The sequence below is a fragment of the Pseudomonas sp. 1912-s genome, assembly GCF_029269205.1.
Classification (GTDB): Bacteria; Pseudomonadota; Gammaproteobacteria; order Pseudomonadales; family Pseudomonadaceae; genus Aquipseudomonas.
This window is the reverse complement of sequence record NZ_JARIXR010000020.1, coordinates 75,578-89,470: the sequence shown is the minus strand read 5'-3', so window position 1 is coordinate 89,470 and position 13,893 is coordinate 75,578. Positions and strand designations below refer to the sequence as shown.

Below are 13,893 nucleotides of genomic sequence, written 5' to 3'. Positions count from 1 at the left end.
AAGGGGGTTTGTCCCCTCACCACAAAAAGCCCCTTCCCCACAGAACGAACCATTTCGTCTCAGGAAGCGAATATTCACAAATCCCCCCCACTCGCCCACCACCGTCTAAGCTTCAACCAAGTCCGATCAATCTACGTAAATGGATCAATCGACTATGGGCGCTTTATGGCAAAACGCTTCGACCAAGGCTGCGGTATCCACCGATAGCCCGGATGAACAGCCGTTGCCACAAAGCCCTCCTCCCCGCCGGCGATTGTGGTGGCGGCTGGTCTGGCTGGTGCTGCTGATTGCGCTGGTCGCCCTGGGCTTTGCCGCCCTGCGGGAAATGCACACCTCACGGCTGCAGGCCAAAACCTTCACCGACCTCGCCTCAACCCTCACCTACCAAATGCATGCAGGCCCCAGTGATGCGCGGGTTTATCCCGGGGCCGGGCCGTTCGACAAGCGCCTGGGCTACAGTGCCCTGGGCGAGTTCCTGCCGCGTCTGATCAAGCGGGACTACCTGATCCAGGCACAAGCACGCTTCTCCCCTGATCTGATGGCCTACGCCCAGCGCGGCCTGTTTGTGCCCTACCCGGAAAAAATCCAGGCCGGCCTGACCATCACCGATTGCCGCGCCGCACCGCTGTATCAGTTCACCTATCCACAGCAGTTCTACCCACGCTTCGCGGCGATTCCGCCGGTGGTGGTCAGCAGCCTGCTGTTTATCGAAGACCGCGACCTGCTGGACCCGAAAAATCCCCAACTCAACCCCGCCGTGGATTGGCCACGCTTTGCCAAGGCCGCCTGGTCACAGGTGGCGAAGCTCTTGCACCTGCCCGGCCAGACGGCGGGCGGCAGTACCCTGGCCACTCAATTGGAGAAATACCGCCACTCGCCCGACGGCCTGACCCTGTCCGGCGGCGAGAAAATCCGCCAGATGATTTCCGCCAGCGTGCGGGCTTACCAGGACGGCCCGCAAACCCTCGCCGCGCGCCAGGACATCGTGCGCGATTACCTCAACAGCGTGCCCCTGTCGGCAGTACCCGGCCACGGTGAAGTGCACGGCATGGCCGAAGGTCTGCGCGTGTGGTACGGCGCCGACTTCAACCAGACCAATGCATTGCTCAACAGCACCGACCCCAAACAGCTGCCACAAAAAGGCCTGGCCCTGCGCGAGGTGTTGTCGCTGATGATCGCCCAGCGCCGCCCGTCTCATTATTTGTCCAAGGGCCACAAGGAACTGGCCGACCTCACCGACAGCCACATCCGCCTGCTTGCGCAAAACAACGTGATCGACCCGGCGCTGGCCAAGGCTGCCCTCGCCAGCAACGTCACCTACCGCGACTGGCAGCAGCAGCCAACGATCCAGCCGATCGAAAGCAACAAGGGCATCACCGTCGCCCGTACGCGCCTGGCCGCGCTGCTCAACCAGCCGCTGTACGACCTTGACCGCCTCGACCTCGCCGCCACCAGCACCTTGCAAGCCGACCTGCAACGCCAGGCCAGCGCTTACCTCAAGCACCTCGCCGACCCGGCCTTTGCCACGCAGATCGGCCTGATCGGCCCGACCTTGCTGACGCCCGCCAGCACCGCCCAGGTGCGCTACAGCTTCAACCTCTACGAGATGACACCCGACGGCGCGCGGGTGCGGGTGCAGACCGACAGCACCGACCAGCCCTTCGACATCAACGAGGGCAGCAAGCTGGAACTGGGCTCCACCGCCAAGCTGCGGGTGATGACCACCTACCTGCAAATCGTCAGTGAACTGCACGACAAATACGGCGCGATGCCGGCTGCCGAGCTGCGCACAGTCAAGGTGGACGACCAGGACCGCATCACCCGCTGGGCCCTCGACTACCTGACCCAGAACAGCGACCGCAGCCTGCCGGCCATGCTCGACGCGGCCCTCAATCGCCAATACTCGGCCAACACCAGCGAAGGTTTTTTCACCGGCGGCGGCCTGCATCACTTCCACAACTTTCGCAGCCAGGACAACGGCCGTAACCCGACGTTGATCGAAGCGTTGCGCGAGTCCATCAACCTGCCGTTCATTCGCCTGATGCGCGACCTGGTGCGCTACAGCACCTACCAGGGCCCGAACAACAGCGCCGAATTGCTCAAGGACGACAACGACCCGCGCCGCCAGGAATACCTGGCCCAGTTCGCCGACCGCGAAGGCACCACGTTCCTGCTGAAGTTCTGGAAAAAGTACCGCAACAAGAACACCCAGGCCCGCCTCGACACCTTCCTCGACAGCATGCACCCCACCGCCATACGCCTGGCCGCCGTGCACCGCTACCTGCTCCCCAACGCCAGCCAGGCGAGCTTCAACAGCTTTATCCGCTCACACCTGAGCAGCGTTAAAAGCACCGAAAAACTCACCGACGAGCGCCTCGACAAGCTCTACCAGAACTACGGCCCGGGCGCCTACGACCTGCCCGACCAAGGCTATATCGCCAAGGTCCACCCGCTGGATTTGTGGCTGATGGGCTACCTGCTGAACAACCCCGACGCCACCTTCACCCAGGCCACCGCCGCCAGTGAACACGAGCGTCAGGAGGTTTACAGCTGGCTGTTCAAAAGCCGCCACAAGAGCGCCCGCGACAGCCGTATCCGCACCATGCTGGAGATCGAAGCCTTCCTCGATATTCACCAGCGCTGGCAAAAAGTCGGCTACCCGTTCGACCACCTGGTGCCGTCGCTGGCCACCGCCATCGGCAGTTCCGGCGACCGCCCGGCCGCCCTCGCGGAACTGGTGGGGATCATCCTCAACGACGGCGTGCGCCAACCCACGCTGCGCATCGACAGCCTGCGCTTTGCCGCCGACACGCCCTATGAAACCCGCCTGATCAACGACCCCAATCGCGGCAAGCGGGTCATGCCATCGGAGGTCGCCACCGCCCTGCGCGGGGCCTTGTCGCAAGTGGTGGACGCCGGTACCGCACGCCGCGTGTCCGGCAGTTTCAACCTGGCCGACGGCACACCGCTGGCCATGGGCGGCAAGACCGGCACCGGCGACAACCGGATCGAAGCCATCGGTGCCGGCGGGCGGATCCTCAGCTCCAAGGCGATCAACCGCACGGCAACGTTTGTGTTCTATATCGGCGACCACCATTTCGGCGCGCTGACCGCGTTTGTGCCCGGCGCCTCGGCCCAGGGTTTCAAGTTCACCTCAGCGTTGCCGGTGCAGGTACTCAAGGGCATGGCGCCGATTCTCACGCCCTATTTGCAGCCGGGAAACAACACCCTGTGCCAGACTCCGACCACCACCGCCGCGCGCTGAAAGGGAGGCGGTTGGCATGAGCAATCGGCAGGCAGGGGCCACCACAAGCCTCTAAACACCACCGTCATAGGTCGAGCGGGCCTTGTCAGGGCACGCCCATTACCAGCACGCCGCTCCCGTTTATGGGCCCGGCGGCAGGCAGGGTCCCCGCTCGCTTGACCAGCGCAAACGTCACATCGTCGCCCCCCGCGTTGTTGGTAATCTGGCTCAGGAACGAACCGTTTACCCTAACCGCACTCCCCCCACGGACAAGGGCGGTCCCCACATCCGGATTGCTCATCGTCAGCAGGTTGGTGTTGAACGAGGACGGGGTGCCTTGGTAGGTGATGGTGATCGGGCTGGTGATGCTCCCCGGGCCCGGGCATGAGTAGTTCAAACGGCGGTTAGTGCGGACGGTCGATGTCAGCGGGTCGGTGCCGATTGCCCGTTGGTGCACATCGTTGAAGTCGATCACGATTGGGTTGTTGTTGTTGATCGTGCAGGTTGAGGGGGAGACGGTGAAGTTGTTGGCCGCGGTGTAAGTGAGCGTGAGCGGCGACCCAACCTCAATGGGTATTGAATTGTTTGTCTGGTGAATACGTAACGTTCCGAGATTGTCCCCTATTCGAATATCAATAGGCGTCACCGGACTGTTACGCGTCAAAATATAGGGCGTTATATCGATCGGGTAAGTCACCGCGTTGTCAGGCATGGTGTTCGTTCGGATGCCAATAGGAACAGGGGTGTTTCGGAACACGCCGTTTATTCGTAACCCTGTGCCTTCGCGAGCAAATTTGGGGCCGGGCGTCCAGGGTGCGCCGTTTCCGGTTGTCCAGTAGTCCTCTCCTCGAGACGGTGTCTGAGGGCCGATGGTGTATCGGCATTCGAGCCTCGCCCCTTCAAGGGAGATTCGGTCCGGACCGGTCTGCAGCACGACGGTGACGGGAACCTGCAGATTGATAACCCCGCCGTTGCCTACCGTTACCCATCCTCCGCCATTCACACGGCAACTCACGGCTGCCGCGGTTGTGGTAACACTCATCAGGGAGAGGAGCACAATGGCTCCATAGAGTCGTTTCATGTTGTTCTCTCGTTGCTCCGCCTGCGAACTGATGTTCACGACTACGGATAATCCAGCGTAAAAATAGAGCTGACCCTGTAGGCACCATGCCCAATGGTCTGATCCCTGATGGCGTTCGGCTCACCCTGCACAAAGGCTTTGAGCTCAATGACGTTGTTGCCATTGCTCAACCGCTGTTCGTCGCTGACGGTATTCACGGGCAGTAGCTTATTGCTCAGCGTTTCTATACCGAGCCCGATACCTGAGGCGCCGCTTCCACCATCCAGCGCAAACAACCCGGGCAATTCACGGTTTTCCACACCGCCGAAGGTGATGCTGACCGACTCGCTGATGGTGGTGTCACAGTCGTCCAGGTGCAGCCTGAAACCTTTGCCGACCGTGCGCGTGTTGATATAGAGGTGCTTGCTGGCAACGTCCCAGAGTTCCAGCGTGATGGCCTCGTCTCCCGGCCGGATCGTGCAAGCCTGCTCGACCAGGTTGCCCTTGAACCTCAGGTTATCCACCGCATGCCCAGTGGAGGTCAGGCCGAAGGTCAGCAGTATTGCCAACCCGGCACATGACCAGCCCTTATGAACCCTTTCATGTCGCATAGACTCGACTCCTACTGGTATTCGGCCAACAACGTGGCCACCGCCGTAAACCGGGCGGGGGCCAGAACAGAACCCGGCTGCTTGACGGGTACCACTTCCAATGTCGGCGGTGACGACAAGGTGATGTCCAGCGGCGTATTGAGTCGAAACGGCAGGTTGTTTTGAAACAGCCGAATACCCAGCTCGGGCACACTGGTCTGCACCGCCGAGTTGTCAAACGTCGTGGCGGTGCCGTTGATGCTCAACCTCAGCAACCACGGCAGCGTGGAGGGGCCGCATCGGATGGTGTAGCCGACCGTCCTGCGGTATTTCACGCCGTCGACACGCTTTGTGCCGACATCGCCAAAATCCACTTCAATCGTGCTTCCAGAATCAATCGTGCAGGGCGGGGGTTCGTTCAGCGTTCCAGTGAACGTCACGTTGGCCGACGCACCACTGCAAAGGCCGATGGAACACAAGGCGAGCAACGCTCGCTGCGACCAAAAAGTCATTGATCGTTCCTCATTATTGGTACTCGATCACGAGGGTGGCGGTGGCATCAAAGGCCCCGCCGGTCAGCGTGCTGCCCGCCCGTTTGACCGGCACTGCCTGCACGACGGGAAAGTTGGGATGGGTAAATCTCACCGCCGTATTCAGCGGCCAGTCAGCACCGTTGACGAACAGCTTGACCCCAAGGTCCGTCTTGCGGGTCAAGAGCACGTTGCTATCAAACGCCGCGCCAATGCCCTTGAGCTCCAGGGTCATCGCATTGCTGTAGACGGGGGGCGTGCAACTGACGGTATACGGCACATCCCGGCGATACGTGACGCCATCAATGCGCGTCGTATGCAGGTCATTGCCGAACGGCACATTGAGCGTGCTGCCGCCGTTAATCACACACGGCGGCGGCGCAATGATGACCGCGCGGATGGTCAGGTTGGTTGCCGCCTGCCCACTCTGGCTGACCGCCCACAACAGGCACCCACCGATAAACATGGCTCGCGAGCCGGTTAACTTAGCCATCGCTCTGCCCTTACTCATAGTTGAGCCTGAAATCCACCACAGCCCGAAATGCCCCGCTGGTCAATGGCGCGGAGGTGCGCGTGGGCTGCACATTCCAGGTTTGAGTGCTGTCGCCCAGAGGCAAAAACAGCGGCTCGCCCCTTGAGCCCAGCTGTACATCCCGGCCCTCGACATCGGTCAAACGCAGGCCCATCCCGGTGATGCCTTGCACCTTGACCAGCCGCGGGTCATCGGCATCGGCAGGCGCGTTGAACGCCACCGACAGCACGGGTTGGTGGGCACTCCATGTCAGGTTCCCCGTACGCTCACTGGCGATTTTGCCGGCGGTGCGCTGGCAATCCTTGAAACGCAGCTGAAACGCCTTGGCGGTCGCCTGATCCCCCGGCCGTTGCAACTGGCCGGCAGAGATGGCGCCCAGGTCGATCGTTTGATGGACGGACGTAATCTCCAGGCTGCACGGCATTTCATGCATGGCCCCGCGGATATTCAGCCGGCCCACCATGCCCTCGATATCTTCTTCATCCAGGGCGTGGGCGCTCGCCATCAAGGCCAGTAACAGACAGCCCAAGACCTTCACGTTGTCTAACTTCATGACTTTCTCCGGCAGCAGGCACTACTGAATAGGCTGCGAGGCTTGCACGTTCACGTTGCACGTTTCGCCACTGCAGGTGAACGCCAGCAGCGGGCGTCCGCCGTAATCATTCACGTAGGCCAGATAGGGGGTTGTGCCGAGTGCCTTGGCCGTTGGCCCCATAGTTTGCGAACCTCTGGGCGGGACCATCACCGGCTCGAAACCTTCCACGGTGTTGCCGTCCTTGCTGCTGCGTGCATCCACCAGGGTCACGTAGTAGGGCGTGGGGTTGTTCACCTGATACAGGTCGCCTTGGCGGGTAAGCGTCAGCTTCTCCTGCCAGGGGGTGGACAGGTCTTGCTGGCTGGGCGCAATGGCTTTGGGCCGGTAAAACAACTTGATCCGGGTTTGCAGGGCAATTTGCAGGGTGTTGGCCTTGTCGCTGCGCGGCGGAATTTCCCTCAGGTTGAAGTAGAAGACGGTCTCCCGATCCTGGGGCAGCGACTTGACCGCCGGCAACGCCTGAACTTTCACCTGGCTTTGTTTGCCGGGCTCCAATCGTTGAACCGGCGGCAGTACGATCAAGGGCGAGGTTATTTTTTTGCCCGCTTCATCCTCGATCCAGCCCTGGGCCAGATACGGCAATTGGGTGTTGTTATTGGTGATGTTCACGCTGGTGGCATCCTTGCCGCCATCAAAAATCACTCGGGTACGGTCCAGGGCAACCGCGGCGTTGGCGCCCTGGCTCAAGGCCAGGGCCAACAGCGCGAAGGCCTGGCAGGTGAGGCGTATGTTCAGCATCATGAGGGTGTGTTCTCCATATCGTTACGCTCGCCGGTCAGCGCTGCTGGCTCGGACAAGGATTGATCCACGGCTACCATTTGGCAGCGCAGTTGCAGGGCATCGGTCAGGCCATCGGCCGGTAAAATCACAGGCAGTTCGATGAGGCACCGTTCGGCGCCGCCCCAACTGACGATCATCTTCTCGCCGGCCTGAATGCCGCTCAGGTAGACATCCCCGCCGTCATTCACCACGCCGGTATCCTGCTGTTTCATGTTCTGCACCGTCGCGCCAAAGGGCGGTGCACTGCCATCCGGCAGGCGAAGAACAGCCATGGCTTTCATACCGCTAATCACCTCCAGCGACCGGTAACCAATCGCCCCTTCGGTGAGGGTCAGTTGGGTCACGGATTGAGTGGCTTCGACGTTGTTCGGCAAGCGCTCCAGATCGACGCTGGCCGCCGTACGCTGATAGCTGCTGATATCGGAAATGACCGCCTTGCCGAAGGCGTTACTGCGGGTCGGCGTGCCATAACCCCGTATCGGCACGTCGGGCACACCCCCGGTGTCGACCATCAACCGGGTTCCGCCGGCACTGGTTGTACGGTGGAGCGCCCCGCCGTAAGGCGTGAGCGTGCCGCCGCCGCGAACAGACGCACTGAGGGTTCGGTTATTGCCTTGTTGGGTACTCGCGCTCAGGTCGATGTCGGCCTGGTCCCCGATATGACTCAGGTAACCGTTGGCGGAGTTATCGCTGGCCCCCAGCTGGTAGCTGTTACGCTCGTCGATGCGGTCGCTGAAGCGCGTTGAAAAGCTGTTATCGCCCCCGTTTCTACTGGCATCCATCGAGAGTGTGCCGCTGCGCCCGAACGGCAAACTGACTGTCAGCGACATCCCGTTATCCTTATGGTGGTACTCCCGGGTGCGGTAGACGTTCAGCGACATGTTCAGGTTTTTGACGGTGCCAAAATTGAAGTAGCGTGACGCCGACAGGTTCCAGCGCTGGGTCTGCGGCCGGTTCCAGTACGTTTGTTTGTTGTAGCTGGCGTAGACGGTGGCGCCCAGGTCACGGAACTGCTTGTTCACCGTGACCGTATAAAGGGCCTTGTTGCCGCCAATCGGCCTCCAGTGTTCAACAAGCTCACCGTTTTGGTCATACACGCCCCGCCCGCCGAGTTCGCCGTTCATCCCGTAATGCTTGGCATCCAGGTATTGGCTCATGCTCAGGAAGTTTTTTTCGGAGAACCGGTAACCCGCGAAGGTGACCTGGCTGTCGTACTGTTCGAAGTGCTTGGAATATTGAAGCCGGTAGGATTTACCCGTGAGCGTCTCGTTCCAAAGGTGTGCGCGGGACTCTGTCACGTCCACCGAGATGGCCCCGAACGCCAGCAGATCACGCCCCACCCCGGCCGACAGCGCACGGTAGTTGTTATCCAATATCGCACCGCCCAACAGCGACCAGCCGTTGCTGATGCCCCAGGAGAACTCCCCGGTACCAAAGAAGGCACCGTCGTCGTGGTATTGAAGGTTGGACGGCTGCCCGGCAGACAGCTTGTAACGCACCTGCCCGGGACGCGTCAGGTAGGGAACACCGGCCGTATCGAGCTGGAATTTCTGTACCGAACCGTCCTGCTCTTCCACCCGCACATCCAGCCTGCCGGACACGGCGTCATTCAGGTCCTGGATACGAAACGGTCCTGCCGCCACCAGCGTTTCATACAGCACACGGCCCTGCTGGCTGATGATGACTTTGGCATTGGTCTTGGCGACGCCAACCACTTCCGGCGCGTAACCGCGCAAGTTGGGTGGCAGCTGGCTTTCATCCGACTTGAGCCCGGCCCCGGTAAAACGAAAGCTGTCGAACAGGTCCGAATACAGGTAGTCCTCGCCCACCACCAGGCGCGCTTTCATCTCCGGAAGGGCGCGATACGCGTAGTAACGGCTCCATTCCAGTTTTTGCCGCCGGGCCGACGATTCCCGGTCTTTCTCGACACGCCCCTGCCAATCCGCCCTCAGGCGCCAGGCACCCGCATTGGCCCCGACGGTTCCGTTACCCGTGAGGTCATTGCGGGTACCGTCGTGCCGGCGGTAGCTCGACTGCGCCGTCATGTTGTAGTCAACCAGCAGCCCGGGTACCCCTTCATCCCAACGCGAAGGCGGGTCCCAGTTGATGGCGCTGTATTCCAGATAGGCCTGAGGCAGGCTGATGCTCAGCGTGGAGGTGGCCAGATCGGCGCTGACCTCCATACCGGGCAGGCCTTCAGGGTCCAGGCACTGGCCGTCTTTCCACCAGCGCAGTTTGGCCACGCCGGACTGTTTCAGGCCCAACTGCTCTACAAGTTCCGGGGATAAACAGGCCTGACTTCCCTTGGGATCATTATCAGGAGGATAGAACGCCACTGAGTATTCAGTCATTGGCTGGGTATTTAACTGCACCACCATCGCGTAGTTGCCGGGCAAGATAAACCCGCTGCGTGCAAACCGAGACAAGTCAATATTGGTGCGGTCACTCAGATCAAGCACGTCGGTATTGAACTCAATATCCCCGGCCCCCATTGCAGTTCCTGCCAGTGATATCAACCCGCCAAAGAATCCCGGGCGAAGCGTATTTATGACTTTCGAGGCATTCCACATGCAAGCAACCCATCACTCTTCAAAAGTATTCCAACTTGAACCGCACCGCGGCCGTGTGATCCCCCGCCAATAGCGGCACTCCGTTGCCCACCAAGTGCACCGTGTAGTTGAGCGTCATGTCGCCATCAACCACCGGATGCAGCGCCATCGGCACTCCCGGAACACTCTCTTCACCCGCCGCATCCTGAATATGGAAGGCAACCCCTTGGGAGCCGCCAAAGGCAGCAAAGGAGCGCCCGCCCCTGTCGGCAGGGCCGTCGAATGTCACGCGCAAGTGTTCCCAATCCGGCAGCGTTACACCGGGTCGCGAGGGGTCGGGACGAGTCACCGAGCAGTTCACCAAACGCAACTGGAAGGGCTTTTTTTGTCCCTCCCCGTCTCGTAAAAGCCGGCCGATGGGTTCGGAATCCATCTCGATGGTTTGATCGACAGTGGCCGCTTCCAGCCCGCAGGCTGAATCGATGATCACGCCTCCCAGCGTGACGACCCCATCGCCTTGCGCATCCGTCTGTGCGAACACCCAAGGGCTGATGAACATCGTCAATGAGGAGGCGATAGCGAGACTTATGAATGTTTTCACCTGAACCTCCCGCCAGCTTCCCCCCGCCACCTGAAGTGGCGGGGGAAAAACTTACTGATAAGCCAAGGTGAAATTCGTGACCCCGCTGAACACACCGGGAACGATTGCGCCGGTGGCCTGGCCTTGTACGAAGGCACCGAACTCCAGCGTGTTACTACCCTCGGAAATGACTTGCGGGGTCGTAGGGGTGCCCAGCACGACAGGTCGGCCGCCGTGGGTCATCATGATGCCGATGCCGCCCGCGTCACCGACAGTGCCGAGCGCGCCAGGAACAATGCTCGACGGCGCGCCAGTGAAGGCAGTGGTCACCGTCTTATCGGTGAGGCTGGACAGATCGCAGCCTTCAAGCTCAATGTAAAAGCTCCGGGCTGTCGACTTGCCGCCAGATTCCAGCTGATGCTTTGCGATCGCACCGAGGGGAACGCTCTGATCTACGGATTCAGGTTTGATAGAGCAAGCACCCGAGTGCACAGACCCCAAAAACGTAACCGTTCCATCCGCAGCATTGGCAACAGAGGTCGAACCTGCCAGCAGGCCGAGAGTTAACAGCGCAGTTTTCACTTTAGAACTCATTTGCAGACGCTCACATAATATTAAATATCACAACGGTATCCTGTCGCAGTTGCACGCAGGACTTGTTAAGCGTTTAACGCTTTCCAGAAAGCCATTTGAAGTATTGGTTTTTCCAACTACTTGCATTGCATTTCTGTCACTCGTTCGACGCCGGGCAATTATCCATGGCGATATTTAATAAAAAAGCCGTCCGATTCGCTGACGTGTGTAGCTTTGTCATACCAAGACACATAGGAAAATTATGGCACTTTGCCAAAACTAAAAAATAGTCTGTAAGAACTAGACTACATGCAATTTAATGAGAATTATTTGTAAGCGGGAAGTCTGTAAGAATAGGATTACACCTTATAAAAAACAATAGTCATTACTTATAAAAACCAACTAACGGGTTGAGGAATAGGCCGACTGAATCGGCTTCGGGAGGGAGGCGAGCAAACGTTCAGGTGGGATGACCGTTCGTCTGGTCAGGTTGCTCGCTCATAAAGATATATCTTAAGTTGTATCTAAACCAAGAGAGAGAGCACCTGGATATGAGAGACCATCATTCCCACCGCGAGGGCCGCGACGGCTTCGAGAAACGCCCGGGCCGCGAACGCGGCGGCCGCGGCCCGCGGGTATTCGCCCCCGGCGACCTGAAACTGCTGCTGTTGGCGCTGATCGCCGAACAGCCATGCCACGGCTACGACCTGATCCGCCAGATCGAAGGCCTGTTCGACGGCGCCTACAGCCCCAGCCCCGGCGTGATCTACCCGACCCTGACCTTCCTTGAAGAAAGCGAAATGATCAGCGGCGACGCCGAAGGCGGAAAAAAACGCTACACAATCACCGACGCCGGACGTCTTTCCTTAAGTGAGCAAGCAATTGCCCTGGAAGGCGTGCGCATGCGTATCGACGTCAGCAAGCGCTCCCTGCGTGGCCATGACCGCCCGCCGGAAATTCACGAGGCGGTGCACAACCTGCGCCATGCCTTGCAGCTTCACCACGGACGCTGGAGCCCGGAAGAAATCGTCCGGGTTGCCGCCCTGCTCAACACCACGGCCCAGGCCATCGTCGACGGTCCGGCTGTTCAACCTGTACCGGAGCAAGCCCAATGACTGAACCGAATAAACTCGAAATCCACCGCGTCATGCACGAGATCAAACGCCGCCGCCTGGAAGTACTGAAGGTGGTCGATATCACCCCGCGCATGCGCCGTATCACCGTTGGCGGGCCGCAACTGGCCGGGTTTGTGAGCCTGGGTGCCGACGACCATATCAAGCTGCTGTTCCCGCAGAACGCCGCCGAGCAAGCGGCGCTGGACGACCCGAACTTCAGCCTCCAGGGCGACGGCCCTGCACCCGCCATGCGGGACTACACCCCACGGCGTTTTGACCTGGAGGTTGGCGAACTGGAGATCGATTTCGTGCTGCACGGCGATGGCCCTGCGTCCACCTGGGCCGAACAGGCCAAGGTCGGCCAGCACCTGCATATCGGTGGGCCACGGGGTTCGCTGATCGTGCCGGATATCTTCGACAGCTACTTGCTGATCGGCGATGAAACCGCGATTCCGGCCATTGCCCGGCGCGCCGAGGAATTACCGGCGGGGCGCAAGGTATTGGCGGTCATCGAGATCGAAAATACGGCGGAACAGCAGCCGCTGCACAGCGCTGCCGAGGTTGAAGTGATCTGGGTGGTACGTGGCCAGGACGACCTGCTTGAAACGGTGAAAAATCTCACTTTGCCGGGCGGTTCGCTGTACAGCTTTGTCGCCACCGAGGCCAAACTGTCGCGCCAGGTACGGCGGGTGTTGCTGGATCAGCACAAGGTGAATGAGGCGTCCCTCAAGGCCGTGGGCTACTGGCGCGCCGACGCCAGCGAGGAATAGAACTCAGCGGTGGCGGCTGGCAAGCCTGTCCAGCCCCACCACTGCCAGCGCCACCAGCACGAACCCCGCCAGAATCCCCCCGGCATTGATAAACACCTGTGGATAACCCAGCTTGTCCACGTCAATGAACGGGTACTGATACAGCCCCCACACATACCCGCGCAACAGCGCATACGCGAAGTACACCACCGGGTAGATCACCCACAGCCCGATGTGCTTGAGCCGCAGGCTGCCCTTGGGTACGCAGCACCACCAATACACCACAAACACCAACGGCATCACGTCGTGCAGCAACTCGTCCGCCACAAACTGCAGGCCTGCAGGCGCCCACATATGCCGCAGCAACAGGCTGTAGGCGAGGCTGACCACCACAATGCTCACGGCGATGCCGCTGCTGACCACCGGCCCGAGGAAAAACCGGCTCGCTGCGGTTGGCCGTTGCACCCAGGCATGGGTCAACACCACCGCCACCAGGGTGTTGGTGAGCACGGTGAAGAAGCTGAAAAAATTCACCAGGCCCGGCAACAGGCTCGCGCCATCAACCCAGCGAAAATAGAAAATGATGTACTGCTGCAGCGCCAGGCCAGCCCAACCGCCGAGGGCTGCCAGGCCGATAAGGTGACGTTTCACCTCAATCCTCGACCGGCCGCTTGGTGCGCATCAGCTTCACGTACAAACCCTCGACCTTCTCCCGCGCCCACGGCGTCTTGCGCAGGAACGACAGGCTCGACTTGATGCTCGGGTCACTGGAAAAACAGCGAATGTTGATGCGCTCGGCCAGGCCTTCCCATTGGTAATGCGCCACCAGTGCGGTGAGGACCTGTTCCAGGGTGACGCCGTGCAGTGGGTCTTTGTTTGTCGCGGTCATGCCGGGCCTTTTGCAGAAAAGAAGAAAACCAAGCCGCGCACCTTAGCGGACGGGCCGGGCCGGTGGAAGCACCGCTTTAACTGTAGACGCATTCGATCGTTCCCACG

Annotated in this window: 14 protein-coding genes; 3 read left to right on the top strand and 11 right to left on the bottom strand. The window is 60.3% G+C overall.

All coding sequences use genetic code 11. The annotated features are described in order from the left end of the window. Nucleotides 1-154: 154 nt before the first annotated feature. Nucleotides 155-3,265, top strand: coding sequence for a transglycosylase domain-containing protein (locus P3C29_RS22685; protein ID WP_275965491.1), 3,111 nt, complete (start codon nucleotides 155-157; stop codon nucleotides 3,263-3,265). Between the two features lie 85 nt (nucleotides 3,266-3,350). On the opposite strand, the gene P3C29_RS22680 is transcribed toward P3C29_RS22685, so the two are convergent. From P3C29_RS22680 to P3C29_RS22640, 9 genes are read right to left on the bottom strand one after another with little or no spacing between them, the layout of a single operon-like run. Beyond that, nucleotides 3,351-4,325 carry a fimbrial protein gene (locus P3C29_RS22680; RefSeq protein WP_275965490.1) on the bottom strand — a complete coding sequence of 325 codons (975 nt, stop codon included), beginning with the start codon at nucleotides 4,323-4,325 and terminating at the stop codon, nucleotides 3,351-3,353. A gap of 41 nt (nucleotides 4,326-4,366) precedes the next feature. Continuing rightward, nucleotides 4,367-4,915 carry a fimbrial protein gene (locus tag P3C29_RS22675; RefSeq protein ID WP_275965489.1) on the bottom strand — a complete coding sequence of 183 codons (549 nt, stop codon included), beginning with the start codon at nucleotides 4,913-4,915 and terminating at the stop codon, nucleotides 4,367-4,369. Nucleotides 4,916-4,926: 11 nt separating this feature from the next. Continuing rightward, nucleotides 4,927-5,406: a fimbrial protein gene (locus P3C29_RS22670; RefSeq protein ID WP_010170269.1), complete on the bottom strand. Its 480-nt coding sequence runs from the start codon at nucleotides 5,404-5,406 to the stop codon at nucleotides 4,927-4,929. 13 nt (nucleotides 5,407-5,419) lie between these two features. Further along, nucleotides 5,420-5,917, bottom strand: a complete 498-nt coding sequence (locus tag P3C29_RS22665; RefSeq protein ID WP_275965488.1) for a fimbrial protein — start codon at nucleotides 5,915-5,917, stop codon at nucleotides 5,420-5,422. A gap of 10 nt (nucleotides 5,918-5,927) precedes the next feature. Continuing rightward, entirely contained in the window at nucleotides 5,928-6,509 is a 582-nt protein-coding gene (locus P3C29_RS22660; protein ID WP_275965487.1) for a fimbrial protein, read from the bottom strand. Between the two features lie 21 nt (nucleotides 6,510-6,530). Further along, complete coding sequence (locus tag P3C29_RS22655; RefSeq protein ID WP_275965486.1) at nucleotides 6,531-7,292, bottom strand: fimbria/pilus periplasmic chaperone; 762 nt, start codon at nucleotides 7,290-7,292, stop codon at nucleotides 6,531-6,533. Beyond that, entirely contained in the window at nucleotides 7,289-9,901 is a 2,613-nt protein-coding gene (locus P3C29_RS22650; protein ID WP_275965485.1) for an outer membrane usher protein, read from the bottom strand. Before P3C29_RS22650 ends, P3C29_RS22655 begins: the two co-directional genes overlap by 4 nt. Nucleotides 9,902-9,920: 19 nt before the next feature. Next, nucleotides 9,921-10,481: a fimbrial protein gene (locus P3C29_RS22645; RefSeq protein ID WP_275965484.1), complete on the bottom strand. Its 561-nt coding sequence runs from the start codon at nucleotides 10,479-10,481 to the stop codon at nucleotides 9,921-9,923. 51 nt (nucleotides 10,482-10,532) lie between these two features. Continuing rightward, the gene (locus P3C29_RS22640) at nucleotides 10,533-11,054 is read right to left on the bottom strand and encodes a fimbrial protein (protein ID WP_275965483.1); all 522 of its coding nucleotides are present in this window, start codon (nucleotides 11,052-11,054) and stop codon (nucleotides 10,533-10,535) included. A gap of 530 nt (nucleotides 11,055-11,584) precedes the next feature. On the opposite strand from P3C29_RS22640, the gene P3C29_RS22635 reads away from it, so the two are divergent. Beyond that, the gene (locus P3C29_RS22635; protein ID WP_010170285.1) at nucleotides 11,585-12,148 is read left to right on the top strand and encodes a PadR family transcriptional regulator; all 564 of its coding nucleotides are present in this window, start codon (nucleotides 11,585-11,587) and stop codon (nucleotides 12,146-12,148) included. After that, nucleotides 12,145-12,918 carry a siderophore-interacting protein gene (locus tag P3C29_RS22630; protein ID WP_275965482.1) on the top strand — a complete coding sequence of 258 codons (774 nt, stop codon included), beginning with the start codon at nucleotides 12,145-12,147 and terminating at the stop codon, nucleotides 12,916-12,918. Before P3C29_RS22635 ends, P3C29_RS22630 begins: the two co-directional genes overlap by 4 nt. Before the next feature lie 3 nt (nucleotides 12,919-12,921). On the opposite strand, the gene P3C29_RS22625 is transcribed toward P3C29_RS22630, so the two are convergent. Both P3C29_RS22625 and P3C29_RS22620 read right to left on the bottom strand, forming a co-directional pair. Then, nucleotides 12,922-13,548 (bottom strand): Pr6Pr family membrane protein, encoded by a 627-nt coding sequence (locus P3C29_RS22625; RefSeq protein WP_275965481.1) that lies wholly within the window; start codon nucleotides 13,546-13,548, stop codon nucleotides 12,922-12,924. A gap of 1 nt (nucleotide 13,549) precedes the next feature. Further along, nucleotides 13,550-13,786, bottom strand: a complete 237-nt coding sequence (locus tag P3C29_RS22620) for a VF530 family protein (protein WP_003216406.1) — start codon at nucleotides 13,784-13,786, stop codon at nucleotides 13,550-13,552. Between the last annotated feature and the right edge of the window lie 107 nt (nucleotides 13,787-13,893).